27 protein-coding genes are annotated in these 25,094 nt (G+C 66.4%); 15 read left to right on the top strand and 12 right to left on the bottom strand.

What is annotated here, in order from left to right; all coding sequences use genetic code 11:
* Window positions 1–44: 44 nt before the first annotated feature.
* The 5 genes from NDN01_RS21840 to NDN01_RS21820 all read right to left on the bottom strand — a co-directional run bounded on the left by NDN01_RS21840 (window position 45) and on the right by NDN01_RS21820 (window position 2,531).
* Window positions 45–374, bottom strand: coding sequence for a flagellar protein FlgN (locus NDN01_RS21840; protein ID WP_272624080.1), 330 nt, complete (start codon window positions 372–374; stop codon window positions 45–47).
* Window positions 361–651: a flagellar biosynthesis anti-sigma factor FlgM gene (locus tag NDN01_RS21835; protein ID WP_272624079.1), complete on the bottom strand. Its 291-nt coding sequence runs from the start codon at window positions 649–651 to the stop codon at window positions 361–363. The genes NDN01_RS21840 and NDN01_RS21835 overlap by 14 nt, the downstream gene beginning before the upstream one ends.
* A gap of 64 nt (window positions 652–715) precedes the next feature.
* On the bottom strand, window positions 716–1,261 hold the full coding sequence (locus tag NDN01_RS21830) for a flagella basal body P-ring formation protein FlgA (protein ID WP_272624077.1): 546 nt from the start codon (window positions 1,259–1,261) through the stop codon (window positions 716–718).
* Window positions 1,262–1,305: 44 nt separating this feature from the next.
* Window positions 1,306–1,836: a flagellar motor protein MotB gene (locus tag NDN01_RS21825; protein ID WP_272624075.1), complete on the bottom strand. Its 531-nt coding sequence runs from the start codon at window positions 1,834–1,836 to the stop codon at window positions 1,306–1,308.
* Window positions 1,833–2,531 (bottom strand): motility protein A, encoded by a 699-nt coding sequence (locus tag NDN01_RS21820; RefSeq protein WP_272624073.1) that lies wholly within the window; start codon window positions 2,529–2,531, stop codon window positions 1,833–1,835. The genes NDN01_RS21825 and NDN01_RS21820 overlap by 4 nt, the downstream gene beginning before the upstream one ends.
* 225 nt (window positions 2,532–2,756) lie before the next feature.
* Here NDN01_RS21820 and flgB point away from each other — a divergent pair, with 225 nt between their 5' ends.
* From flgB to NDN01_RS21745, 15 genes are all read left to right on the top strand, one after another.
* On the top strand, window positions 2,757–3,110 hold the full coding sequence (gene flgB / locus NDN01_RS21815; RefSeq protein ID WP_272624071.1) for a flagellar basal body rod protein FlgB: 354 nt from the start codon (window positions 2,757–2,759) through the stop codon (window positions 3,108–3,110).
* Window position 3,111: 1 nt separating this feature from the next.
* On the top strand, window positions 3,112–3,522 hold the full coding sequence (gene flgC / locus NDN01_RS21810) for a flagellar basal body rod protein FlgC (RefSeq protein WP_272624069.1): 411 nt from the start codon (window positions 3,112–3,114) through the stop codon (window positions 3,520–3,522).
* A gap of 2 nt (window positions 3,523–3,524) precedes the next feature.
* A complete protein-coding gene (locus NDN01_RS21805) occupies window positions 3,525–4,205 on the top strand; it encodes a flagellar hook assembly protein FlgD (protein WP_272624067.1) in 681 nt (226 codons plus the stop codon).
* A gap of 24 nt (window positions 4,206–4,229) precedes the next feature.
* The gene (locus NDN01_RS21800; RefSeq protein ID WP_272624066.1) at window positions 4,230–5,492 is read left to right on the top strand and encodes a flagellar hook protein FlgE; all 1,263 of its coding nucleotides are present in this window, start codon (window positions 4,230–4,232) and stop codon (window positions 5,490–5,492) included.
* A 26-nt stretch (window positions 5,493–5,518) separates the two neighbouring features.
* Window positions 5,519–6,262: a flagellar basal-body rod protein FlgF gene (flgF, locus tag NDN01_RS21795; RefSeq protein WP_272624065.1), complete on the top strand. Its 744-nt coding sequence runs from the start codon at window positions 5,519–5,521 to the stop codon at window positions 6,260–6,262.
* A gap of 12 nt (window positions 6,263–6,274) precedes the next feature.
* Complete coding sequence (flgG, locus tag NDN01_RS21790) at window positions 6,275–7,063, top strand: flagellar basal-body rod protein FlgG (protein WP_272624064.1); 789 nt, start codon at window positions 6,275–6,277, stop codon at window positions 7,061–7,063.
* Window positions 7,064–7,074: 11 nt separating this feature from the next.
* Window positions 7,075–7,764 (top strand): flagellar basal body L-ring protein FlgH, encoded by a 690-nt coding sequence (locus NDN01_RS21785; RefSeq protein WP_272624062.1) that lies wholly within the window; start codon window positions 7,075–7,077, stop codon window positions 7,762–7,764.
* A gap of 89 nt (window positions 7,765–7,853) precedes the next feature.
* The gene (locus tag NDN01_RS21780; RefSeq protein WP_272628348.1) at window positions 7,854–8,972 is read left to right on the top strand and encodes a flagellar basal body P-ring protein FlgI; all 1,119 of its coding nucleotides are present in this window, start codon (window positions 7,854–7,856) and stop codon (window positions 8,970–8,972) included.
* A complete protein-coding gene (locus NDN01_RS21775) occupies window positions 8,969–9,325 on the top strand; it encodes a rod-binding protein (protein ID WP_272624060.1) in 357 nt (118 codons plus the stop codon). Before NDN01_RS21780 ends, NDN01_RS21775 begins: the two co-directional genes overlap by 4 nt.
* Window positions 9,322–10,668, top strand: coding sequence for a flagellar hook-associated protein FlgK (flgK, locus tag NDN01_RS21770; protein WP_272624058.1), 1,347 nt, complete (start codon window positions 9,322–9,324; stop codon window positions 10,666–10,668). The genes NDN01_RS21775 and flgK overlap by 4 nt, the downstream gene beginning before the upstream one ends.
* An 8-nt stretch (window positions 10,669–10,676) precedes the next feature.
* Window positions 10,677–11,588, top strand: a complete 912-nt coding sequence (gene flgL / locus NDN01_RS21765; RefSeq protein ID WP_272624056.1) for a flagellar hook-associated protein FlgL — start codon at window positions 10,677–10,679, stop codon at window positions 11,586–11,588.
* A gap of 104 nt (window positions 11,589–11,692) precedes the next feature.
* The gene (gene motA, locus NDN01_RS21760; RefSeq protein WP_272624055.1) at window positions 11,693–12,556 is read left to right on the top strand and encodes a flagellar motor stator protein MotA; all 864 of its coding nucleotides are present in this window, start codon (window positions 11,693–11,695) and stop codon (window positions 12,554–12,556) included.
* 3 nt (window positions 12,557–12,559) lie between these two features.
* Window positions 12,560–13,465, top strand: a complete 906-nt coding sequence (locus NDN01_RS21755) for a flagellar motor protein MotB (RefSeq protein WP_272624053.1) — start codon at window positions 12,560–12,562, stop codon at window positions 13,463–13,465.
* Complete coding sequence (locus NDN01_RS21750; RefSeq protein WP_272624051.1) at window positions 13,462–14,862, top strand: ArnT family glycosyltransferase; 1,401 nt, start codon at window positions 13,462–13,464, stop codon at window positions 14,860–14,862. The genes NDN01_RS21755 and NDN01_RS21750 overlap by 4 nt, the downstream gene beginning before the upstream one ends.
* 5 nt (window positions 14,863–14,867) lie before the next feature.
* Window positions 14,868–16,013 (top strand): GNAT family N-acetyltransferase, encoded by a 1,146-nt coding sequence (locus NDN01_RS21745; protein WP_272624049.1) that lies wholly within the window; start codon window positions 14,868–14,870, stop codon window positions 16,011–16,013.
* Here the strand turns inward: NDN01_RS21745 and NDN01_RS21740 are convergent.
* The 7 genes from NDN01_RS21740 to NDN01_RS21710 form a co-directional block, all read right to left on the bottom strand.
* A complete protein-coding gene (locus tag NDN01_RS21740; RefSeq protein ID WP_272624048.1) occupies window positions 15,907–17,613 on the bottom strand; it encodes a hypothetical protein in 1,707 nt (568 codons plus the stop codon). The genes NDN01_RS21745 and NDN01_RS21740 overlap by 107 nt on opposite strands.
* 9 nt (window positions 17,614–17,622) lie before the next feature.
* Window positions 17,623–19,380, bottom strand: coding sequence for a hypothetical protein (locus tag NDN01_RS21735; RefSeq protein WP_272624047.1), 1,758 nt, complete (start codon window positions 19,378–19,380; stop codon window positions 17,623–17,625).
* 82 nt (window positions 19,381–19,462) lie between these two features.
* On the bottom strand, window positions 19,463–20,683 hold the full coding sequence (locus NDN01_RS21730) for an argininosuccinate synthase (protein WP_272624045.1): 1,221 nt from the start codon (window positions 20,681–20,683) through the stop codon (window positions 19,463–19,465).
* Window positions 20,684–20,723: 40 nt separating this feature from the next.
* On the bottom strand, window positions 20,724–22,052 hold the full coding sequence (locus NDN01_RS21725; RefSeq protein WP_272624043.1) for an MATE family efflux transporter: 1,329 nt from the start codon (window positions 22,050–22,052) through the stop codon (window positions 20,724–20,726).
* Window positions 22,053–22,112: 60 nt separating this feature from the next.
* Window positions 22,113–23,348 (bottom strand): SAM-dependent methyltransferase, encoded by a 1,236-nt coding sequence (locus NDN01_RS21720; protein WP_272624041.1) that lies wholly within the window; start codon window positions 23,346–23,348, stop codon window positions 22,113–22,115.
* An 18-nt stretch (window positions 23,349–23,366) separates the two neighbouring features.
* Entirely contained in the window at window positions 23,367–24,128 is a 762-nt protein-coding gene (locus tag NDN01_RS21715) for a molybdopterin-dependent oxidoreductase (RefSeq protein WP_272624040.1), read from the bottom strand.
* Between the two features lie 10 nt (window positions 24,129–24,138).
* On the bottom strand, window positions 24,139–24,888 hold the full coding sequence (locus NDN01_RS21710) for a cytochrome b/b6 domain-containing protein (RefSeq protein WP_272624038.1): 750 nt from the start codon (window positions 24,886–24,888) through the stop codon (window positions 24,139–24,141).
* Window positions 24,889–25,094: the final 206 nt, after the last annotated feature.

The following is a 25,094-nucleotide window of genomic DNA, read 5'->3' as shown; positions in this document are numbered from 1 at the left end:
CTCGACGGCTATTCGGGACGCGCCGGGTGAAGACCACCCGATTCTCAGGCGTAGACGTTGAGCCCCATGCCCGGACGGTAGCCGGCGCCGGCATCGCCGGTCAGACTTTGCAGGCGGCGGCGAACATTTGCCGCCATCAGGTTCACATAGATGCGGCAGGTCTCATTGAGGCGGTTGGCCTCCTCGGCGAGATCGCGCAGCTCCGGGCCGGCCGGGCCAGTACCCAGTGCGGCAATGGCGTTGATCCCGGCGAGCTTGGCCTGGGTCGCACGCTCCAGCCCCTCCACGTCGTTCGCCTTCAGCGCCGCAATCTCGGCGTGGAGCGATTCGATCACGCCGATCAGCGCGTCGCGCCTGCTGTTAGTCGGCGTCATGCGGATTCCATTCGAGTTTGAGCGCGATCAGCCGGTCGGCGATCGTCGTAGGGTAGATCGGAAAGGTGCCGTTGCGGATCGCGTTGCGGATACGCGACACTCGCTCCACATCCACCGGCGGCTGGTCGGCAAAGCCGAACGCCATGGCGGACAGTTCAAGCTGCTCGGCGACCACGCCTTCACGACCCGTCGCCTTGGCGGGCGGTGCGGCACGCGCGACCGGGACGACCTGCCGATCGCGTCCGGGCACTGGCTTTGAGCTGATCGAATCCACCACGTCTGCACCTTTGGGGTTACGCTGACAGGAGGAGTAACGACCGTTTCGTCCACAGCTTAAGGAATTATTCCGTCCAGCCGGGCAGTGTTGCACGGCCCGATTCGATCGCCACCGCCTGTACCGGCGCCTTGGCGCTATCGACCTTGACGAGGAAGCGGGCACCCGGCGCGGCATCCGCCATCGCGATGCCCTCGCGCGTGATCGAGAAACCGGGCGATCCGGCCGCGATCGTCACCGGATCGCCACGCTTGATCACGGCCGCGAACTTGACCGGCGCGACGGCGACCGGCGCAGCCGGCGCTGGTGCCGAGACTGGCTTCGCAACGGTGTGGACTGGGACGAAAATCCGCCAAGCCGGGCCTGTGCAGGTCACGACCACCGCATCTTGGCCGGCACCGCGCCAAGCCATCGAGACCATCGGACAGGCGGCGAGCTTCAGCCTGGTATCGACGATGCTGCGCGCCCCCCCGGCCTCGCCGATCGCCTTGCCGGTAAAGGCAGCGACGGCACGGTCGATCGCCACGGTATCCTGAAAGGGTGCTGCCGCGACAGCGGGACCGGCGAGCAACGCGAGCGGCACGAACAGGCGTGCCACGAACAACGGGGACATGATTTTCTCCTCAGGGCGGCAAATTCGGGTTGCCGGGCGGCACGTCATTGCCGTTCCCCGGCAAAGCCGATGGTGATCACGACGGTGCGGTGCATGCGGCCCGGATTCTCCGGCGCATTGACGATGGTCATGCGCCCGGCGGGCACCACATGCGCCGCAGCGAGCGCGGCCGCGACGGCCCGGGCACGATCCGCCGCGAGCACGGCGCCGCTACCCGTCAGGGCATCGACGTCGCGGGGCGAGCCGTCAGTGCTGCCGCTGATCTTCAACACGACGCGCGGATCGCGCACCGCCTCCCGCGCCCAGGCGATCAGGCCCGCGGGCGTCGAGGGCAACGCGGCCGAGCCGGGCATGAAATTCATCATCGCGGCCGCGGCCACGGGAATCGGATCGGGCGCGGCAGTCGCTGCCGACACACCGAAGCCTTCGCGGATACCTCGGGCCAGCGCCTTGCGGTCTACATTCTGGCTCGCCTGGATCAGCACGAAGAAGCCGACCAGCAGCAATGCCAGGTCGGCGAGCGTCATCAGCCAGATCGGACGGCCGGGCGCCGCTTCCGGGAAATCCTCGGTCATACGACGTCGGCCATCGGCACGGGGACGCCCAGCGGGGGCGCCGCGGTGCGCGGCTGCTCGCGGGCGGCGAGCGCGACAAGCGGTGCTTCGAGTCGAAGCCGCTCGACCGCTTCCTCGCGGGCGTGGCGGCGCAGGCGTGCCGCCACCGGCATCGCAACCAGATTGGCGAGCAGCGCGCCGTAGAGCGTGGCGAGCAGGGCGATCGCCATCGAGCCACCGATCGCCGCCGGATCATCCATCTTCACGAACATGCCGACCAGGCCGATGAGCGTGCCGACCATGCCCATGGCCGGTGCGACCTCGGCCATGCCGGCCCAGACGTCGGCGGCCGCGACATGGCGGTCGATCCGCGCGCGGCGGCAATGCCGGACGAGCGCCTCGACATCGGCGGCGGGCCGGCCGTCGACGATCGCGGCGATCGCAGCGGCGACATCCGCATCGGCGATGACCGAGCGATCGAGCGCCATAACGCCGTGCCGCCGGGCGATTCGGCCAAGCGCGCCAATCTGGTCGAGCAGCGGCCCGGCATCGAACCGGCGCCGCCCGATCGTGCCGAGCGCCGCGACGGCGCGCGAGAGATCGCGCATTGGCGTGCGGAGCACGACGGCGAGCAACGTTCCGCCACCGACGATCGAGATCGCGAGCGGATCGAGAAAGGGGCCCAGTTGCTGGGCGATATCGGGTGCGGTCGTCATCCGCCTGCCCGTTGCAAGGGGTGGGCCAAATGCCGGCCGCCACACCGCAACGCCCGACGATGCCGTAGCAACCGGCAGGCGACCGGCAAGATTGCCGCCCCACCGGCAAGACCTTGCCGCTCCAGCCGCCATCGGGAGGCGGGAAGGAGATGCAGGACCCTGCCGATCGCGTTTGGCACGACCTTTGCTGTGTTCCCTCGCGCAATCTTGCGCAGGAGAAGGCCAATGGCCAGCGACATGCTTTTCGGGATCCACGGTGCGGCGCTTCAGGTGCGTTCGCAGCGGATGGGCCTGCTCGCATCGAACATCGCCAATGCGTCGACCCCGGGCTTCAAGGCCAAGGACATCGACTTCCGCACCGCGCTCTCCGCGATGGAACAGTCGGACAGCACCGGCAGCAGCAGCATCGGGAACTCAGTGCGGTATCGCGTGCCGAGCCAGGCCTCGCTCGACGGCAACACGGTCGAGCTGTCGACCGAGCAGACCGCCTTTGCCGAGAATGCCGTCCAGTATCAGACGACCCTCTCCTTCCTGAACGGGCGGATCGGCCAGATCACCCGCGCGCTGAAGGGCGAATAAGATGGCTGACAACGGCCTCAACATCTTCCAGGTCGCCGGTCGCGCGATGTCGGCGCAGCTCGTGCGGATGAACACGACCGCGTCGAACCTGGCCAATGCCGGGGCGATCACGGGCAGCGCTGACACCGCCTACCGCACGATCAAGCCGGTGTTCCGCACCGAATATGACAAGGCCACGGGCCTTGCGACCGTCAATGTCGAGCAGATCGTGACCGCCGGTGGCGATCCGACCAAGCTCTACGACCCCTCGCATCCGATGGCTGACAAGGACGGCAACGTCTTCGTCAGCGCGGTCGACGAGACCCGCGAGCTGGTCGACATGATGGAGACCGCCCGCAGCTACCAAAACAATGTGGAGGTGATGCAGACCGCGAAGTCGCTGATCCTCGATACCCTCAAGCTGGGACGCTGATCATGAGCTCCGCCTTCGATACCACGCTCAACAATCTGGGCATCAACCGCACCACCAACAGCGCGCCAACCGCGTCGAAGGGCTCGACCTCGCTCGGCCAGGCGGATTTCCTGAAGCTGATGACAGCGCAGCTCAAGAACCAGGACCCGTTCTCGCCGGTCGACAACACCCAGATGGTCGCCCAGATGGCCCAGTTCTCGTCGCTGGCCGGCATCACCGACATGAACACGACGCTGAAAGCGATCTCCGACAAGCTGTCCGGGACCAGCGCCAGCGACGCGCTCGCCTATGTCGGCCGGACCGTGCTGACCGAAGGCAAGGTGGCCTATGGCCGCACCTCGGGCGGGATCGCCGGCGCCGTCGAGCTGGATGGCGCGGCAACCGACGTGACCGTCACGATCGAGAATGCCAACGGCCAGGTGCTGACCACGCAGCAGCTTGGCGCCCAGCCCAAGGGCACGGTCAATTACGACTGGGACGGCAAGACCGACGGCGGCGCGGATGCCGGCCCGGGCCCGTTCAAGGTCACCGTGACCGCCGCCAATGCCGGCACCAGCGTCGGCAGCCGCGGCCTCGTCTGGTCGCCGGTCGCCGCTGTGTCGATGCCCGCCTCGGGCTCGCCCGTGCTCACGCTTCCCGGCCTCGGCCAGGTTCCCATTTCCGCCGTTCGCCAGATCGGCTGACCTTATCATCAGGAGTAGATCAGAATGTCCTTCTACACTTCGCTCAGCGGCCTGCAGGCGTCCCAGTCCGAGATGTCGACCATCTCGCACAACCTCGCCAACGTCTCGACCAACGGCTTCAAGAAGAGCCGGACCGATTTCGCCGACGTGATCGCGTCGAGCGTCTCGGCCGATCCCACCAAGGTGGTCGGATCGGGCACGGTCGTGAAGGCGAACCGCCAGCTGTTCACCGAGGGCAACCTGAAATCGACCGGTTCCTCGCTCGACCTCGCCATCTCCGGCGACGGCTTCTTCACGGTCAAGACCAACGGGATCAACGCCTCGACCGCCTATACGCGCAACGGCAGCTTCCAGGTCGATCCGGTCAGCCATTATGTCGTCGATGCCCAGGGCAGCGCGCTTCAGGTCTATCCGGTCGACGCCCAGGGCAACGTCACCGCGACCGGCCCGGACGGCCTGACCAACCTGACCCTGCCTGAAACCAGCGGTGTCCCGGTCGCCACCTCAAAGGTCGCGCTCGACGTGAACCTGTCGGCCAACGCGACCCCGCCGGGCACCGCGTTCGACCGCACTAACGCCTCGTCCTACAATAATTCGACCGCAACGACGATCTACGACGCCAGCGGCAATGCGATGACGCTGACCAACTATTATGTCCGCAACAGTGCGACGAGCCCCGGGGGCGCCAATAGCTGGTCGGTCTATTCCTATGTCGGCAACCAGCAGCTGAGTGTCGGCGGTTCGACCAATCCGGTGCAGCTTGCCTTCAACGCCGCGGGTACGATGACCGCGCCGGCAGCCCCCGTCAGCTATGATGCCTTCACCTCGGCGGGCGGCGCCGCTGCCCAGGCGCTGAGCTTCGACCTCAGCGGCACGACCCAGGCGGCGAGCGCCTTCAAGGTCGAGGCGCGCAGCCAGGACGGCAAGTCGGTCGGCCAGCTGGCGGGCGTCACGGTCGACGAATCGGGTGTCGTCACCGCCAATTTCTCGAACGGCGACACAAGGGCGCTGGGCAAGGTCGCGCTCGCCAGCTTCGCCAATCCGTCGGGGCTGCGCCAGATGGGCAACAGCTACTGGTCGGCCAGCGGCATCTCCGGCTCTGCGACGCTCGGGAGCGCCAACGACAATGGCTATGGCTCGCTGATGTCGGGCACCGTCGAGGGTTCCAACGTCGACATCACCGAGGAACTGGTCGCCCTGATCGCGGCGCAGCGGAATTTCCAGGCGAACGCCAAGGCGCTCGATACCGCGAGCCAGATCTCCGAAACCATCTTCAACATCCGCTGATCGCGACGGGCGGACGGGAACACTGAATGGACAAGCTGGTCTATACCGCGGCAACCGGGCTCAAGGCGCACATGGCGTCGCAGGCCGCGATCGCGAACAACATGGCGAACGCCTCGACGATCGGCTTCCGCGCCGACCGGGTGGTGTTCAGCCGGCTGGAAGTGTCGGGCTCCGGCTTCGACACACGCTCGCCGGCGTCGGAAGAGGTGGTCGATGCGGATCGCCGTCCGGGCGCGATCATGTCGACCGGCCGTCCGCTCGACGTCGCCATCACCGGCGACGCGTGGCTGACCGTCCAGGCTCCCGACGGGAGCGAGGCCTATACCCGGCGCGGCGATCTTCAGGTCGCCCCCACGGGCGTGCTGGAAACCGGCGACGGTTTCCCGGTGATGGGATCGGGGGGTCCCATCACCGTGCCGCCCGCCGAATCGATCAAGATCTCGGCCGACGGATCGATCTCGATCGTGCCGATCGGCGGCGACGCCAGCAACCCGCAGATCCTCGACAAGCTCAAGCTCGTCAGCACCAAGGGCTCGGACACGGTCAAGGGGCTCGACAATCTCCTCCATGTCCGCGGCGGCGGCGTGCTGCCCGAGGACATGGAGGCGAAGCTCCAGTCGGGCGCACTCGAGGGATCGAACGTCAACATGACTCAGGCGCTGGTCGACATGATCGAGAACCAGCGCAGCTACGAGGTCCAGGCCAACCTGATGAAGCAGGCCAAGGACATGGACGAGAGCGCCGCATCGCTGATGCGGATGCCTTCATAAGGACGACAGGATATGACCAGCGCAGCCATGCACATCGCGCGGACCGGGCTCGACGCCCAGGACATGCGCATGCGGGTGATCTCGAACAACCTCGCGAACGTGAACACCACCGGGTACAAGCGCGACCGGGCGGCGTTCGAGACGCTCGCCTATCAGACGGTCACCGCGCCGGGGGCGCCGAGCACGGCCGAGACCAAATATGCGGTCGGGCTCAACCTCGGCACCGGCGTCCGTATCCAGGGCACCGCGCGAATCGACACCCAGGGCGCGATGCAGACCACGGGCAACGCGCTCGATCTCGCGCTCGACGGGGACGGCTATTTCCAGGTCCAGATGCCGGGGGGCACCCTGGGCTATACCCGCGCGGGCAATTTCACCCGCTCGCCGGAAGGCCTGCTGGTCACTTCCGAGGGCTATCAGGTGATGCCAGGCATCACCGTGCCGGAGGGCGCGACCGCGATCACCGTCGGCACCGACGGTACGGTCTCGGCCACCGTGCCCGGCCAGACCGAAGCAAGCCAGCTTGGCCAGATCCAGGTCGCCAGCTTCGCCAATTCGGCCGGCCTGCTCAGCAAGGGCGACAATTACCTGACTGAAACGGCGGCATCGGGCGCGGCGAATCTCGGTGTCGCCGGCCTCGAGGGCCGCGGCAATATCCGCCAGGGCATGCTCGAGGCGTCCAACGTCAACGTCGTCGAGGAGCTTGTCGACATGATCGAGACTCAGCGCGCGTACGAGGTAAATTCAAAAATGATCTCGGCGACCGACGACATGCTGAAATATGTTAACCAAAATATCTGATGGTTAATTTCATGAAACCGTCAGCCACCTTGATCGCCCTGATCGCGCTGCCCGCCGTCGTCGCGCTCGCGCCGTCGCCCGCCGACGCGCGCCTGTTCGGCAAGAAGAAGGAGCCGGTCGATTTCTCCGCCGCGCTCCCCCTTCCCATGCCGGTCGCGGCCCCCGCCAACGGATCGATCTTCCAGGCGAGCGACGGCTATGCCGCGCTTCATGAAGGAGCGCGCGCGCGCCGGGTGGGCGATCCGCTGACGATCCTGCTGGTCGAGCGCACCGTCGCCTCCAAATCGGCGAGTTCGAAGCTCGACAGCGGCGGCGGCCTGAGCATCACCCCGCCCACCACCGGCGCGCTCTCGCTGTTCAAGAACACCGACGCCAGCGCGAGCAACACCCGCAACTTCACCGGAAGCGGCGCGACCGACCAGTCGAACACCCTGTCGGGCGAGGTCAGCGTGACCGTTTCCGCCGTCTATCCGAACGGCACCATGCTGGTGCAGGGCCAGAAGCGCGTGACGCTCAATCGCGGCGACGAGTTCGTCCAGATCAAGGGCCTGATCCGCGTCGCCGACATCGACGCCAACAACCGCGTGCCTTCCACCCGCGTGGCGGATGCGCAGATCGCCTATACCGGCAAGGGCGATGTCGCCCGCGCCAGCCGCCAGGGCTGGCTTGGCCGATTCTTCTCCGTCGTCAGCCCCTTCTGATGAAAGCGCCCGCGATGTTCCGTCTGGTAGCTCTTTGCCGCGCTGCGCTGGGCCGCCGCACCAGCCCGCTCCCCCACACGGTATCCTCGATGGGAGGCCGGGTGGGGGAGCGGGCTGGTGCGGCTTTCCTGGCGGTGGCCGCGATCTTCCTCGCGGCGGCTCCGGCAAACGCCGACAGGGTGAAGGACCTTGGCGGTTTCCAGGGCATCCGCTCGAACCAACTCACGGGCTATGGCATCGTGGTCGGCCTGCCCGGCACGGGCGACGACAATCTCGAATATACCATCCAGTCGATGAAGGCGGTTGCTTCACGCTTCGGGCTGCAGCTGCCGCCCAACGCCAATCCCGGGCTGAAGAACGCAGCGGTGGTGATGATCACCGCCGACCTGCCCGCTTTCGCCAAGCCGGGCCAGAAGCTCGACATCACCGTCGCCTCGATGGGCAAGGCCAAGTCGCTGCGCGGCGGGGCGCTGATCCTGACGCCGCTGCTTGGCGCCGACGGCCAGATCTACGCGATGGCGCAGGGCAACCTCGCCGTCGGCGGGCTGGGTGCCGAAGGCAAGGACGGCTCGCAGATCGTCGTCAACATCCCGTCGGCCGGCCGAATCCCCGAGGGCGCCACGGTCGAGCGCGCGGTTCAGACCGGTTTCGAGACATCACCGGTGCTGACCTACAACCTCACCCGCGCCGACTTCACCACCGCGCAGAATGTCGCCGCCGCGATCAACACGCGGCTCGGCGCCGGCTCGGCGCAGGCGATCGACGCCGTCTCGGTCTCGGTGCGCGCGCCGATGGGTGGCGACGTCCGTGCGACCCTGATGAGCGAGATCGAGAATCTCGACGTCGTCTCGGCCGAACCTTCAGCCAAGGTGATCGTCAACGCCCGCACCGGTACCGTCGTGATCAACTCAGCGGTTCGGGTCGGCCCAGCCGCGGTCAGCCACGGCAAGCTCACCGTTCGCATCGACGAGCAGCAGCATGTCAGCCAGCCCTTGCCGTTCAGCCAGGGGCAGACGGCGACCGAACAGAAGAGCGGCGTCGCGGTCGACGAGGAGCATCGCCCGATGTTCCTGCTCGAACCCGGCCCGAAGCTCGCCGATGTGGTCAAGGCAGTGAACGCGATCGGCGCGTCGCCGGCCGACCTGGTCGCCATCCTCGAAGCGCTGAAGGAAGCCGGCGCGCTGAAAGCGGAGCTGATCGTCCTGTGACCGACATCCCAGCCCTTCCCCCATCCCGTCCTACGCCCGGCCCGACCAGCGGCATCGGCGTCGACACGAGCCGCCTCGCCTCGCGAGCCAACCTCGAAAAGGCCGGCAAGCAGTTCGAGTCGGTCTTTGCCGGCATGATGCTGAAGTCGATGCGCCAGGCCCATCTCGCCGAGGAGCTGTTCTCGTCCAAGGGACTCGACACGTTTCGCGACATGCAGGACCAGCAGGTCGCGCAGTCGATGGCGGATCACGCCCCGCTCGGCATCGGCAAGGCGATGACCGACTTCCTCGCCAAGTCTCAGGCCAACCTCCAGCCTGAATCGACCTCAAAACCCGCGGGTGAGACGCCATGAGCGATCTCCTCGCGACTGGCGCAAGCGGGGTCCGCGCGTATCAGAGCGCGCTGACCACCGTCTCCGAGAACATCGCCAATGCCGGCACCGCCGGCTATGCGCGCCGCACCGTCAACCTCAAGGAGGTCAATGCCGGGGCGGGCATCGCGTCGACCAGCCGCGTCGTATCGGGCATGGGCGTGGTCGTCGACGGCATCGTGCGTTCGGCCGATGCCTTCCGCGCCGCTGACGTCCGTGCCTCAAGCGCCGATCTTGCGCGCAGCGAGACAAGCATCACCTGGCTCGATCGAATCCAGGGCGCGCTGACCGGCAACCAGCTCGGAAACCGGCTGACCAGCTTCTTCACCTCGGCCCAGGCGATCGCCGCCGATCCGACCGCCAGCGCGCCGCGCTCGGTGTTCCTGGAGGCAGGCACCTCCGCCGCGAGCGCCTTTGCCGCCACCGGCAAGGCGCTCGACGGTGTCGCGGCCGATCTCGACGGCACCGCCGGGAATGCCGTCGCCACGCTCGGCAGCCTCGGGGCGGCGCTCGCCAAGGTCAATGACGGCCTTGGCCGGGCCACACCGGGCAGCACCAGCGCCGCGCAATTGCTCGACCAGCGCGACCAGCTGCTCGAACAGATGAGCGCGATCAGCGATGTGTCGGTCTCGATCGACGTCGCCGGCCGCGCCGCCGTCCGCCTGGGTGGCGCGACTGGCCCGACGTTCGTTTCCGGCAACGATGCGGGCACCGTGACCTATGCCCGCAACCAGGATGGCAGCGTCTCCTTCGCGGTCAACCATGCCGGCGACGTCACGACCCTGACCCCGTCGGGCGGCGCGCTTGCCGGGATCGTCGATGGCGCGCAGCGAATCGCCGCGGCGCGCGAGCAGCTCAACGACATCGCGACGAGCTTCGTCGACGGCATCAATACAGTGCAGGCCCAGGGCCGCGACCTCGACGGCAACCCGGGTGCGGCGATGTTCGCCATGGGCACGACGCCGACCGATATCCGGATGACGCTGACCGATCCGCGCGACGTGGCCGCGGCCGCGGTCGGCGGCGGCACGCGCGACAACAGCAATCTCAAGGCGCTCTCAACCCTGCGCAGCTCGGCCGGCTTCGAAGGCAAGACGACCGCCCTTATCTCCGGCAACGCCGCCGCCCTCGCCTCGCGCCAGCAGGTCGCCGAGGCGCAGAGCGCGATCCGCGACGGCGCGGTCGCCGCGCGCGACGCGGTATCGGGCGTCAACCTCGATAGCGAGGCGGTCGACCTGATGCGCTTCCAGCAGGCCTATCAGGCGTCGAGCCGCGTGATCCAGGTCGCGCGCGAAACGCTCCAGTCAATCCTCGATATTCGTTGAGCAGCATCATGCAGATCAGCACCTCCCAGCTTTACGACCGGTCATCGAGCCTCATGCAGAAGCTCAGCCAGAAGGCCGACAAGCTGCAAATCCAGGTCTCGTCAGAAACGCGCCTGCAGGCGCCTTCGGACGACGTCGTCGCGTATCAGCGGCTCGCCACGCTCAAGCAGGGCAAGGCCGACGATACGGCGACCAAGGCCAATGTCTCGCTCGCCCAGTCGCTGCTCCAGCAATCCGACACCACGCTGACCTCGGTCCAAACCGGCCTGCAGCAGGCAGCCGAACTGGTTCTACAAGCGAACAACGGCACGCTGACCGACGCGAATCGCGCGACGATCGCAACTCAGCTGAAAGGCGTGCTGAGCAACCTGGTCAGCCTGGCCAACACCACCGACGCGCGCGGCCAGCCGCTGTTCGGTGCCGCCACCGGCGACAGCGCGGTCACCGTCAACGCCGATGGCTCGGTCAGTTTCACCGGTACGGGCACCCCGCCGCCGATCCCGATCGGCGACGATCAGTCGATCGCTGCTTCCGATACCGCCGCGCGCGTGTTCGGCGGGATCCCGACCGCGAGCGGAACGAGCGACGTCTTCGCGATCCTTTCCAAATTCGCCGCCGCGCTCGATGCAGGCGGCAGCGTGAAGGACGCGGCCGGCGAAGCGACGAACGGCATCAACGCAGCGCTGACCCAGATCGGCAGCGTGCGCGGTTCGGTTGGCGCCCGCGCCGCCCGGCTCGACCTGGTTTCGGATCAGCTGACCGACACGGCGGCCAATCGCGAGACCGCGCGCGGCGCGATCGAGGATACCAACATCACCGAAACGCTCACCGAATTGCAGAAGACCATGACGATCCTGTCGGCGACCCAGGCGAGCTTCACCAAGCTGAGCCAGCTTTCGTTGTTCGACTATCTGCGGTGAACCGGGGCCGTTTGGTAACCGGTTGGCTACGAAATCCGGTTAACCGGGGATGATCGCGACCGTTCCTTGAGACGGCGGCGACCAAGAAGGGGAATGCGAAGTTCATGTTTCCGGTGATCGGCCTCGTCGTCCTGCTCGTCATGATCTTTGGCGGCTTCGCGATCACCGGCGGTGCGCTCGGCCCGGTGATGGAAGCGATTCCGCACGAGATGCTGATCATCGGCGGCGCCGCCGCGGGCGCGCTGATCATCGGCAATTCGGGCAAGGAGCTGAAGGCGCTGGGCGGCAGCTTCGCCAAGATCTTCAAGGGCGCCAAATACAAGAAGCAGGATTATCTCGACACGATCTTCCTCGTGTCGAAGCTGATGAAGATGCTCCGCACCGAGGGACCGATCGCGCTCGAGCCGCATGTCGAGGATCCGAAATCCTCCGCGCTGTTCGCTGAATATCCGCGCCTGCTCGCCGATCATACGCTGATCAACCTGATCGCCGATACGCTGCGTCTCGTCGTCGTCTCGTCGGGCACGCTCGACGTGCATGCGGTCGAGGACGTCATGGACAACATGATCAAGACCCACCATCACGAGGTGGAAGGGCCGCATACCACGCTGTCGAGCCTCGCCGACGCGCTGCCCGCCCTCGGCATCGTCGCCGCCGTGCTCGGCGTGGTGAAGACGATGGGCTCGATCGACAAGCCGCCCGCCATCCTGGGCGCGATGATCGGTTCGGCGCTGGTCGGCACTTTCATGGGCGTGCTGCTTGCCTATGGCATCGTCAGCCCGCTCGCCAGCCGGCTGAAGCAGGTCATCGATGCCGATGCCGCCATCTATCATGTCGTGAAGCAGATCATCATCGCGTCGCTCCACGGCCATCCGCAGCCGCTCGTCATCGAGGCCGCGCGCTCAGGCATCGCGCATTCGAACCAGCCCGGTTTCGCCGAAGTGTTCGACGGCCTGCGCGGGCGATAAGGGATGGCAGCGCGTGCTCCCCATGGCAGCAACCAGCCACCGAAGATCATCTACAAGAAGATCTATGTCGAAGGGCATGGCGGGCATCACGGCGGCGCCTGGAAGGTGGCCTATGCCGATTTCGTGACGGCGATGATGGCGTTCTTCCTGCTGATGTGGCTGCTGGGCGCGACCAACGAGAAGCAGCGCAAGGCGCTGGCCGATTATTTCGCGCCGACTCTGGTCCAGATGAAGCAGAACAGCGCCGGCTCCAACGGCATGTTCGGCGGCTCCTCCATCACCGACAAGGACAATTATCCGCACAAGGCCTCGCAGACCGGTACCCGGTCGATGACCATTCCGGTCGAGGCGACTGGCGGCGACCAGGTCGGCACCGGGCAGAAAGGCACGCTGAAGGACAAGGCGGTGCTCAACGCCGAGGATCGCAAGAATTTCGAACTGATCCGTCGTCAGGTCGCCTTCGCGATGTCGTCGAGCCCGAAACTGTCCAAATTGGGATCGCATGTTCGCTTCGTCCGTACCCAGAACGGGCTGCGCGTCGACCTGATCGACGATGCGGATTATTCGATGTTCGGCCTGGGCACGACCATGCTCGACCCCGAGGCGTCGAAGCTGATCGGGCTGATCGCCGAAACGATCAAGGGCATGACCAATCCGATCATGATCCGCGGCCATACCGACAGCCTGGGTTATGGCGATCCGCTTGCGATGAACAACTGGATGCTGTCCAGCGGCCGGGCCGAGGCGACGCGGCGGCGCCTGGCCACCGGCGGTATTCCGGAAGCCCGTTTCAACCGGATCGAGGGCGTCGCCGATCGCGAGCCGATGATCCAGGACAACCCGACCGATCCGCGCAACCGGCGGGTCGCCATCACGCTGCTTTACCGCGCGACCGCATTCGGCGAATGACCCGGGCGCCCGGCAGGTTCGCCGGCATCGGCGTCCAGGCGGTCCTCGCGGTTCTCTGTCTCTACGGCCTTGCCTCCCTTCCCGGGCTGCTGGGCCAATGGGGCCTGTCGTTCGCCGCGATCGGAATCCTCCTGCTGTGGGTCGCGGTGGCCAGTCTCGGGCTACCCCTGTTGCGTGCCGAACCATCGCGCCGACGGCTCGCGATGCTTGCGGGGGTCGCCATCGCAGTACGCCTCGCCTTCGCGCTGCTCTCCGTCCATCGAGGATCGAACGGCGACCCGAATGCCTATCTCCTGCTCGCAAAGGGCCTGCTGATCCGGGACGAATACGGAATCTACGAACCGTTTTTCGGTGGGTATTGGCGCGCCCTCTTCCCGCCTTTCTATTCCTTCCTGCTGGCGGGGTGGGGCGCGATCACCGGTTTCTCCACTCTCTCAGTCCTGTTTCTCGGCACCGCGATCGATCTCGGTACCGTCTCGCTGATCGTCAGGCTGGGCCGCCGCCTGGGAAATGAAGGCGCCGGACGCGCTGCCGCGTGGCTCTATCTCGTCTGGCCTTCCGTCCTGTTCTCGGCCCCGCTCGCGCAGAAGGAAGGACTCTGCGCCTTCCTGATCCTCGCCCTGGCGCTGGCCTGGCTGAACCGCGACCACAGGGGCTGGCGCGACGCGATCAAGATCGGCGTGCCCGCGGCATTGCTCGCCCTGACCCAGCCGGGCCTGGCGCCGCTCGCCGCGCTGTTCGGATTGTGCCTGATCCGTCGGGCAAGTGCGCTATCGACGATGGCCGCGGGCCTGCGCGCGCTGTGCGTGGCGCTGCTGGTGATGCTGCCCTGGTGGATTCGCAACTGGCTGATCTTCGGCGTGTTCGTGCCGCTGACCAGCGCGGGCGGCGCGAGCCTGTGGATCGGCAATAATCCCGACGCCACCGGCAACTGGATGCCACCGCCCGAACATCTGCGCGGCCTTCCCGAAATCGCCTATGGCAAGCGTATCGGCGCGATCGCGATGGAATGGATCAAGGCCAATCCGGGCGCCTTTGTCAGGCTCACCATCACCAAGTTCCTTCGTGCCTGCGGCGTGGCGTCGTTCGGCATCACCCGGCTGGTGGCGATGCAGCCGCCCCTGCCCGCGGCGTTCGCGGCGGCACTGCTGCCCATGTCCCATCTTACCCATGTCGCATTGCTTGGCGCGTCCACGGTCGCGGTGCGCGTGCGGTGCACGCCCGGCACCGGAACATTGCTGCTGCTGATTGCCGCATGCGGCGTGCAATTGCTGCTGTTCGGGGTGTGGTTCGAGTTCGGCGAGCGCCACCGCGAGTTCGTCACCCCGTTCCTGCTGCTGCTCGCCTGCGGAATGATCGCACCGCGGTTGGAAAGCGGAGAGTCCGCGCCTAGTTAGACGGTGTGAGCAACGCCGCCGTTACCGCCCGAATCGCCAACGGCATCTCGTCGATCAGGGCGGAGGACTGGAATGCGTGCTCGGGCACGAGCAACCCCTTCGTCACTCATGATTTCCTCGCTCTTCTCGAAGATTCGGAAAGCGCCGTGGCTGAAACGGGGTGGCAGCCGATCCCGATCGTCATCGATGGCGCCGATGGGCGCCCCGCCGCGATCGCCCCCGCTTATGGGAAGAGCCACAGCCAGGGTGAATATGTCTTCGATCATGGCTGGGCCGACGCCTGGGAACAGGCCGGCGGACGCTATTATCCCAAGCTCCAGCTCGCCGTGCCGTTCACCCCCGCACCGGGCCCGCGCCTGTTGCTACGCGACGACAGCCTGGCGCCCGCCCTTATCGCCTCGATCGAGGCGGTCGCCGACCGGCACAATCTCTCTTCCGCCCACGCCACCTTCGTCGCGCCCGACCAGTTGCCGCTGTTCGAGGCGGCCGGCTGGCTGATCCGCGCCGGCACCCAGTTCCACTGGCACAATCAGGGCTATGCCGCGTTCGACGATTTTCTCGGCGACCTGGCCAGCCGCAAGCGCAAGGCGATCCGCAAGGAGCGGGCCGGCGCGATCGAGGGGCTGACCATCCGCCACGCGACCGGCAGGGAGATCACCGAGGCCGATTGGGATGCCTTCTGGATCTTCTACCAGGACACCGGCGCGCGCAAATGGGGCCGCCCCTACCTGACCCGTGCCTTCTTCTCGCTGCTGGGCGAGCGCATGGCGGACAAGGTCCTGCTGATCCTGGCGGAGCGGGATGGCCGGCCGATCGCCGGCGCGCTCAACCTGATCGGTGCCGATACGCTTTACGGGCGTTATTGGGGCTGCACCGAGGAAGTGCCCTTCCTCCATTTCGAGCTCTGCTATTATCAGGCGATCGACGCAGCGATCGCGCGCGGGCTCAGGACGGTCGAGGCCGGCGCGCAGGGCGAGCACAAGCTGGCGCGCGGCTATGTACCGGAACCAACCTGGTCGGCGCATTACATCCCCGACCCCGGCTTCAGGAGGGCGGTCGCCCAGTTCCTTGAGCAGGAGCGGCAGGCGGTGACGTCGGATCGGGAGTGGCTGGGAGAGACGACCCCGTTTCGTCGAGACCGAGCGCCCTGAGGCGCCGCGCCCGAAGCTCGATCGCCCTGATCTCCTCGGGGAACAACGGCACGGTCGGGGGCGTGACATTGTGGTCGACGCGGAACAGCGCGCTTGAACCGTCGCGCCAGATCTCCACCAGCCCGGCATTGTATTTCGGATCATAGGGCGGCGGCTTGATCAGCCACACATAATCGAACGCATCGCGCGGGAAGCGCGCCAGCGAGAGCGAAATGGTGCGCCACCATTCGCCACGGCAATATTGCTCGGTAACGATCTGCGATGCGTCGTGCGCGAAGCGCCGCGCGGGCGCATAGCGCGTCGTCAGCAACTGCGCGCCCGCCATCGACCATTGATCGTTGGTATAGGCGAGCCTGCGCACCAGCCCGATCGCCGGCAGATGCTCGAGCCGGGTCATGAACCAGGACGGCCGGCATTCAGCGCCGACGAAGCTGACGACCTTGGCGCCGACCGGGACGTGATCGAGCGCCTTCAACTCGCGCTCGTAGGACTGGTCGTACATCCAGAAACTCACCGTCGTGGCGCCGATCCTGACGAGGAAGAAGGCGAGGCCAAGCACGGCGACCACCGCCGCGTGCCGGATCGGAACGCCCGGACGCGGCCGCAGCGCGATTAGGGCGATGCCGATCACGAACGGCGCGAGGCGCATGTCGGCATAGGCGGATCCGAACACGATCCGCGGCAGCAGGATGAACACGGCAAGCAGGAACAGCGCCGACAGGCCCAGGTTGCGCGAATATTCGATCGTCGGATCGCGAAAACCCCTGAACAGGATCAGGTACAATATCGCCGCCGAGGCGATATCGAAGAGCTGCCAGCGATCCTTCAGGACCATGGTCAGCCACATGGCCTTGGCGCGCCAGTTGAACCAGTCGCCGGTCTCTCCGCCGACATGATGGCCGCTGCGCCACATCACCATCAGCACCATCGGCAGGGCAAGCGGCACGCAGCCAAGCCCGGCGCGCACCCAAGCGTTGAACCAGCGATGGCCGGCATCGTGCTGACGGACCATCTCGGCCGAGAAAGCGAGCACGCCGAGCACACCCCAGCCAAAGGTATGGCAGAGCCAGAGCGCGCAGGAGAGCGGCACGAACACGATCGCGCGCAGCCTGAACCTGCCGAGCCGCGCGAGCCGCAGCCACAGGGCGAAAGCGTTGAAGGCGATCGCCATCGACAGCGCGAAGTTGATGAAGCCGAAATGAAAGGGATAGCTATAGGCGATCGGCAGGGCGAACAGGGCGGTGGCTGGAATCCGGCCGTGCACCTCGCGCGCGATCCACAACAGGCCCGTCACCGTCATCGCCGGAATGGTCATGACGATCAGCTTCACCGCGAGCTCGAGCCCGAAGATCTTGGCGAGCGGGATGACGAGGATGTCGATCCCGAGATTGCCGATCAGCTGCCAGCTGAAATTATACCATTCGGCGAGCCACGGCGCATTGCCGATGTCGAGCTGAACCCGGTAGCGCCCGAGATGCCCCGGCAGGTCGACCAGTGGCGGGATTTCCGGACGAAGCAGCGGAATGATCGCGACGAACGCGGCCAGCGCCACGAACCAGCGCGTCTGCCACCAATGCAGTTTTTCGATATCCCCCGGCATGGGAGGGCTTTACCGCGATGGGGCCTGCGTAAACAAGCCGGGTTCGACGCGATACAAGGCGAGCCCGGCAGGAGCAGCCGCCACGGGACTGAGCCAGGCCGGTACCTGGCCGCGATGGAGCTGGTTCACGAGTTGGATATCGCCTGCCGAATTGTCGCCCAGTTCAGTGAAGCTATCCTGGCAGAGCGCGACGTAACCGACCTTCCAGTCCCGCGCGATCGTCGCCGAATCCTCGGGGGCGCCGAGGAAGAAGCGATAGACGGCGAGGTTGCCTGCATTGTTACGGTGATAGGGCGCGCCGACCACATCGAGCCGGGTCGCCGCCAGCGCAAAGGCGCCGAGATCGAGGGGCGCGAGCAATCTCCCCGGCGGCAGCGCGGCAAGCGTCGCAAGCGCCTCGGGCGAGGTGCAGCTCCCTTCAACGGGATCGCTGGTACGCACCGTCTGGCGCGGCGTCAGTGCATCGGCGGCGAGTGGATAGAGCATGCCTGCCGACGCGATCCAGGCACCGGTGAGCCACAGGCTGCCCCGGCGGCGGGCGGCGGCGATCACCGCCGCAAGCGCCGGCGCGGCGAGGATCGCCCCGGCATAGGCGCCGCGCAGCTGGAAGCAGGTGAGGCCGAACGCCGCGACCTGCACGATGAGCAGCGCGACCCAGCGATAGTCGCGCGTCACATATAACCGCCAGGCCGTCGCGAGGATGCCGGCGACCATCACCCCGGCATAGCCGATCGCCACGCTGACCGGCGCCGTGAACAGCGGCTGCGCTTCTCCGACCTTGCCCAGCCACAGCCGCGCCAGCATCGGATCGACCATGGCATAGGGCTCCAGGCATTGCGGGGCGACCGCGATGACCCCGCCGCCAATCACGCCCGCGACCAGTATCGCGAGCATCAGGCGCATCGCCGGCCTGGTGAAGTCGCGCGCCGCCAGCGCCATCATCATCGGCCCGAAGGCAGCGATGACCGTGCCGCGCCAGGCGGTCGCGGTGAAGCCGTCGCAACCCGGATAGCCCCATTGGCTTGTCTTGAAGATGATCGACGCGCCGAGCAACCCGGCGGCGAGCGCGATGCCGAAGCCCATCATCCGGTCATCGGCGGCGTGCTTCGCGAACAGCCATTCGCCCGCCATGGCGAGGCCGGCCGCTGCCAGCAGGGGGGTCGTCTCCATGCCGATCACCACGCTCGCCGCGGCGGCCAGGCCGGCGGTAAGGCCGTGGCCGAGCGTCGGGGGGCTGGTGAGGGTGCGCGCCACGAGCAGCAACAGCACGATCTGGAGGCCGTGATGGTCGATTCGACCGGGCAGGAAGATGGTCGTCGCCGGATAAGCGATCGCAGCGACGACGATGGCGGTGCGCGCGACGCCCGGCCCACCGATCGATCGGGCGATGCGTCCGACCAGGAACAGCGCCGCGGCAAACAGCGCCGTCGGCCAGGTGATGACGGCGACCAGTTCCGCCTGGTGAGTTCCGACCAGCGGGGTCAGCAGCGCGATGATCGCCGCCGGCACCAGATCGGGCAGCCGCGACCAGTGCATCGCCAGGCCGGGCGCCTCGCCCAGCCGGTGCTGCGAAAGATCGTTGAATCGCTGCCCCGCCAGCCAGTCGCGAATCTGCTGGAGCCGCATGACATCATCGGTGTCGGGCAGGCGGAGCGCCGAAAGCTGGTGCCAGTCGCGAAACGCCCAGGCGGCGGCAAGCAGCACTGCCAGCAGCATTGCCACCAGCGCGTCACCATAGACCAGCCGCCGTTCGATCGCCGTCCCCATGACAGGGGCGTAGCGGAGCCGGGTTAAGGCCGGGTTAGGGCAGGAACGGGTTCGTAACGGCAGTTACTACCCGCGGCCGGCCTCAATCCCGGTCGCGGCGCCCGAGCAGACGCAGGCGAAGGGCGTTGAGCTTGATGAAGCCAGCCGCGTCGCGCTGGTCATAGGCGCCCTGATCGTCCTCGAAGGTCACGACCTTCTCCGAATAGAGCGTATTGGGCGACTTGCGGCCGACCACATAGACGCCCCCCTTGTAGAGCTTCAGGCGGACGGTGCCCGCCACCTTCTCCTGGCTATGGTCGATCGCCGCCTGGAGCATCTCACGCTCCGGCGAGAACCAGAAGCCGTTATAGACAAGCTCGGCATAACGCGGCGCCAGCTCGTCCTTGAGGTGCGCTGCGCCGCGATCGAGCGTGAGCTGCTCGATGCCACGGTGCGCCAGATAGTAGATGGTACCGCCCGGCGTCTCGTACATGCCGCGGGACTTCATGCCGACGAAGCGGTTCTCGACCAGGTCAAGCCGGCCGATGCCATGCTTGCGGCCGAGATCGTTGAGCTTGGCCAGCAGCGTCGCCGGGCTCATTGCCTCGCCATTGACCGCGACGCCGTCGCCACGCTCGAAATCGATCGTGATGAACTCGGGCTGGTCGGGTGCGTCCTCGGGATTGACGGTGCGCGAATAGACATAGTCGGGCACTTCTTCCCACGGATCCTCAAGCACCTTTCCCTCCGACGAGGTGTGCAGGATGTTCGCGTCGGTCGAGAAGGGCGCTTCGCCGCGCTTGTCCTTCGCCACCTGGATCTGGTGCTGTTCGGCGAACTCGATCAGGCGGGTGCGGCTGGTCAGATCCCATTCGCGCCATGGCGCGATCACCTTGATATCGGGCGCGAGCGCGTAATAGCCGAGCTCGAAGCGGACCTGGTCGTTGCCCTTGCCGGTCGCGCCATGGCTGACCGCATCGGCATTCACCAGCTTCGCGATCTCGATCTGGCGCTTGGCGATCAGCGGCCGGGCGATCGAGGTGCCGAGCAGGTACAGCCCCTCGTACATGGCGTTGGCGCGCATCATCGGGAAGACATAGTTGCCGACGAACTCCTCGCGCAGGTCGTCGATGAAGATATGCTCGGGCTTCACGCCGGCGGCCTCGGCCTTGCGCCGCGCCGGCTCAAGCTCCTCGCCCTGGCCGAGATCCGCGGTGAAGGTCACCACCTCGCATTGATAGGTCTGCTGGAGCCACTTCAGGATCACGCTGGTGTCGAGTCCGCCCGAATAGGCGAGGACGACGCGGTTGATCTTGTCGGTCATGAAGCAGGCTCCGGGAAGGTACGGGGAATCGGCCCGCGCTCTAGGGTCCGTTGGCGGGTTCCGCAACCTCGATGGTCCGAAGCAGCCCGGGCAGATAGGCACCCAGTGACACCGCGCGATAGAGATAGCTCGCCATGAACGCCCACCAGATCCCGCTCTCCCCGAAGGGCCGGAACAGCAGGTCGGTCGCGATATAAAGCGCGGTCGCCAGAATCGCGGCGTTGCGCAGCGCCCTGCCCCGCGTCGCGCCGATGAAGATGCCGTCGAGCAGCCAGGCGGGCACGCCGATCGCCGGGATGATCGCGGCGAAGGGCAGCATCGCCCCTGCCTGCGCGCGCACGGCGGGGTTGCTCGCGAAGAACGCGATCAGCGCTGGGCCGAGCACGAAGAACAGCAGGGCGAAACCGATCCCGGCCAGCAGCGAGAACTCTCCCGTCAGCCGGATCGCCCGGACCATCGCGGATCGCGATCCCGCGCCAATAGCCTGGCCGACGCGGGATTCGGCGGTGAAGGCGAAGCCGTCGAGTACGAAGGCGGAAACGCTGACAAACTGCATCAACACGTAATTGGCCGCGAGCGCCGTCGCGCCCAGGCGGGCGCCGGCATTGGTGAACCAGAGGAACAGCGACAGGAGCGCGATCGTGCGGATCATGATGTCGGCATTGACCGCGAACAGCCGCCTGAGCGCGCCACCGCCGAACAATGCGGGCGAGAGGATGCGGCCCCAGTCGACCCCGCGCCCGGCAATCGCCAGCCCGACCGCGAGCGAGATCCATTCGGCACAGGCGGTGCCAAGGCCGACGCCCCGCGCGCCCATGTGGAAATGCCAGACGAACAGCAGGTTCAGCGCGATGTTGACGAGGTTCATGACGATCTGCAGCGCCAGCGCCGCGCGCGTGCGCCCCCGGCCGAACAGCCATCCGTTGATCGCGAAGATCGCGAGGCTGGCCGGTGCCCCCAGGAAGCGCGCGCTGACATAGCCGCGCGCCGCGTCGTCGAGCGCGCCCCCGCCCGCCATCGTCTCCAGTGCGAGCGGAATCAGCACGATCTGGAGCGCGAAGAGCACGACGCCCAACCCCACCCCGGCCACGACACCGCGCAGCAGCATCGCCTCGACCTCGCGCGCGTCGCCCGCCCCTTCGGCCTGGGCGGTCATCCCGGTCATGCCCATGCGCAGGAACCCGAAGGTCCAGAAGATCATGTTGATCACGACGGTGCCGAGCGCGACCCCGGCAAGTGCGGTGGCATCCCCGGTCCGCCCGATCACCGCGGTATCGACCAGCCCGACCAGCGGCACCGTCGTCTGGCCGAGCATGATCGGCCAGGCCTGGGCAAAGATCGCGCGACGGGTGAGAGGGGCCGAGATCACGGGCCCGGATCGGCGGCGGCGCGGCGCCACGCCAGCCCGACGCCGTCGCAACTCGGCAACTCAGGACGTCCGCAGCGCCAGTTCCCCCTCGATCATATAGTCGCGGGTGATCGGCAGGGCGTGGCGGTTCTTCGCATATTGAAGCTGGTAGTTGACCATGCCGCCATAGCGGAAGGCGCAGGACGCGCCGGCCAGATAGAATTGCCACATCCGGTAGAAGGGCTCGTCATACAGCGCCACGATCGCCGCGCGCGCGGCAACGGTGCGGTCGTACCAATGGTCGAGCGTGTAGGAATAATGCAGGCGCAGCACCTCGACATCAGTGAGGAAGAAGCGGAGTCCCTCGTTCGCCCTGACGATCTCCGAGAGCGCCGGGTTGTAGCCGCCCGGGAAGATGTACTTCGCGGTCCAGTCGTCGGTGACGCCGGGCGCGCCGGCGCGCCCGATGGTGTGGAGCAGCATCACCCCGTCTTCGGCGAGCAGGTTGCGGCATTGCCTGAAGAAGGTGCGGTAGTGCGCCGGACCGACATGCTCGAACATGCCGACCGAGACGATCCGGTCGAAACTGCCCGTGACATGGCGATAGTCGATCAGTTCGAACCTTACCTTGTCCGCGACGCCCGCCTCCTCGGCGCGGCGGCGGGCGACCTTCAACTGCTCCTCCGACAGCGTGACGCCGAGCACCTCGGCCCCGGTCTTCCGGTGCAGATAGAGCGCCATGCCACCCCAGCCGCAGCCGATGTCAAGCACCCTCATGCCCGGCTTCAGCGCGAGCTTCGCGGCGATATGCGCCTTCTTGTCGTCCTGCGCCTGCTCAAGGCTGTTCGACGGATCAGTGAAATAGGCGCAGCTATACTGACGATCCGCGTCGAGGAAGAGATCGTAGAGCCGGTCGCTCAGGTCATAATGATGCGCGACATTCCTCTTCGAGCGGCGCGCCATGTTGACGCGGTTGATCCGGTGCGTGATCGCCGCCACCGCGCGCCTGGCCCGACTGGGGTGGAGAGCGCCGCCCCCGCCTTCCCACAGGTCGTTCGCGGTCATTAGCCGGACAAGGCCCATGACATCCTCGCCATCGACGGTCATCCGGCCCTGCATATAGGCCTCCCCCGCGCCCAGGCTCGGATTGCGGACGATGAAGTTCGCGGCGCCATTGTCAGTGAAACGGATCACGACGTTCGGAAAATCGGGATCGGGATCGGGCGTGCCGAATACGCGGACGGCGCCGTTGGCGTGATGGACTGTGAGCTGACCCCGCTTGACGCGGGCGGCGAGGAATCGATCGATCAGAGCCATATTCCGCCCACCTAACAATCAGATGCCGGCATACCAATCGTAATCTACATTATCCTCCCAATAGCCACCCTTGCCCTTGCCGATCCCCGCGAGCGAGGCGACCGCGTCGATCCGCATGACATATTTGGCGTGCTTGTAGCCGAGCTGGCGTTCGACCCGCAGGCGGAGCGGCGCGCCGTGCCCGACGCCGAGCACCGCATCGTTCATCGCCCAGGCGAGGATCGTCTGGGGGTGGAACGCATCGATCACGTCGATCGATTCATAATAATTGTGACCGCGAAACAGGTCGGCGCAAGTGAACACGACATAGCGCGCGTCGGGCCTGATCCCCGCCGCCTTCAGGACTGTGCCGAGCATCGGCCCGTGCCATTTGCCGATCGCGCTCCACCCCTCGACGCAATCGTGCCGGGTGATCTGGGTCCGCGCCGGGATCGACCTGATCTGCGCGAGCGAGAGGCTGAGTGGACGGGCGACAAGCCCGCCAACCTGGAGCCGCCAATGGGCGAAGCGTTCAGCCAGCATCGCATTATAATCAGGCGTGTTGGGATTGTTCGTGCCGTTGGTGCGGAACCGAGGCGACATCTGGTCCGGGCGGAATTCCGGGGCGAGCGCGTTCCGGTTCGACAGGGCGCGTTGCAGCCCCAGGTTCATCTTCTCGCCCGAGAACAGGATCTTCCGGAAGGCGGGATCATTGGCCACCCGATCGCACCCGGCGAGCAGGCCAGCGCCACCGACCGCCGCTGTCGTGATCAGCGCGCGCCTGGTGAGGATCCGGTTCATGGCCGCCCTCTCATTCAGCATCTTCCGGCACGGTCCAGCGCCCGGTGACCATCGATCGTACCTCGTTCCAGGCCCCAGCGATGATGACGAGCGCGAGATGGACGATGACGAAGCCGGTCAGCGCGGCCGCGACGATGAAATGGATCGACCGCGCCGATTGCCGTCCGCCGAACAGGTCGAGCAGCCAGGGCCACGCCGCGTTCATGCCCGGCGACATGGTGAGCCCGGTCAGGATCATCAAAGGGATCAGGACGAAGATCACCAGCACATAGGACAGTTTCTGGAAGATGTTGAACGCGCCCGGGTTCTCCGGATCGTGGAAGCGCAGCGCGATATGCTCGCGCAGGTCGTGGAGCAGATGGCGCGGCTTCAGCTCGGCCGCGCGCACGCGCAGATCGCGCTGGAAATGCCGGTTGATAAGGCTCGCGATCATGAAGAACAGCAGGCCGAAACCGAGCACCAGCGCGAACAGCAGATGCCAGCGCCGCGCCAGCGCGAGATTGTAGCTGGCCGGGATGGTCAGCCAGCCCGGCCATTGCGGCAGGGTGAGCCAGGCATGATCGTAATTGGCGCCGTACACGCCCCAATAGAGGTGCGGGTGCGCGTTGAAGATCATCAACCCGCTGCCGAGCAGGATGAAGAGCGTCACGGCATTGACCCAGTGCCACAGCCGGGTCGCAAGCCGGTGACGATAGATCACCCGCGCCGACGGCGTCGGCGTCGGCGCGGCATCCTGAACGGCGGCGATTGCCTCACTCATGGCCCTGCATATCATGATGGCATCCAACAACGAGCCGGATATCGCGATATCTTTTTTTCTTCCGCTGTTATGATGGAATTTTCGGCCAAATTACATACGTATTATCAAATACTTGAACGGATTTTTCCCTGTTACCCGATAACAGCGGAAAACCGGGCCGAAACAGCGGAAAAACGGGACGATCTTTCGGCTGCAACCGGAAAGAA

The organism is Sphingomonas sp. QA11, assembly GCF_028473665.1.
GTDB classification, from domain to species: Bacteria; Pseudomonadota; Alphaproteobacteria; order Sphingomonadales; family Sphingomonadaceae; genus Sphingomonas; species Sphingomonas phytovorans.
This window is presented reverse-complemented; position numbering and strand designations above follow the sequence as displayed.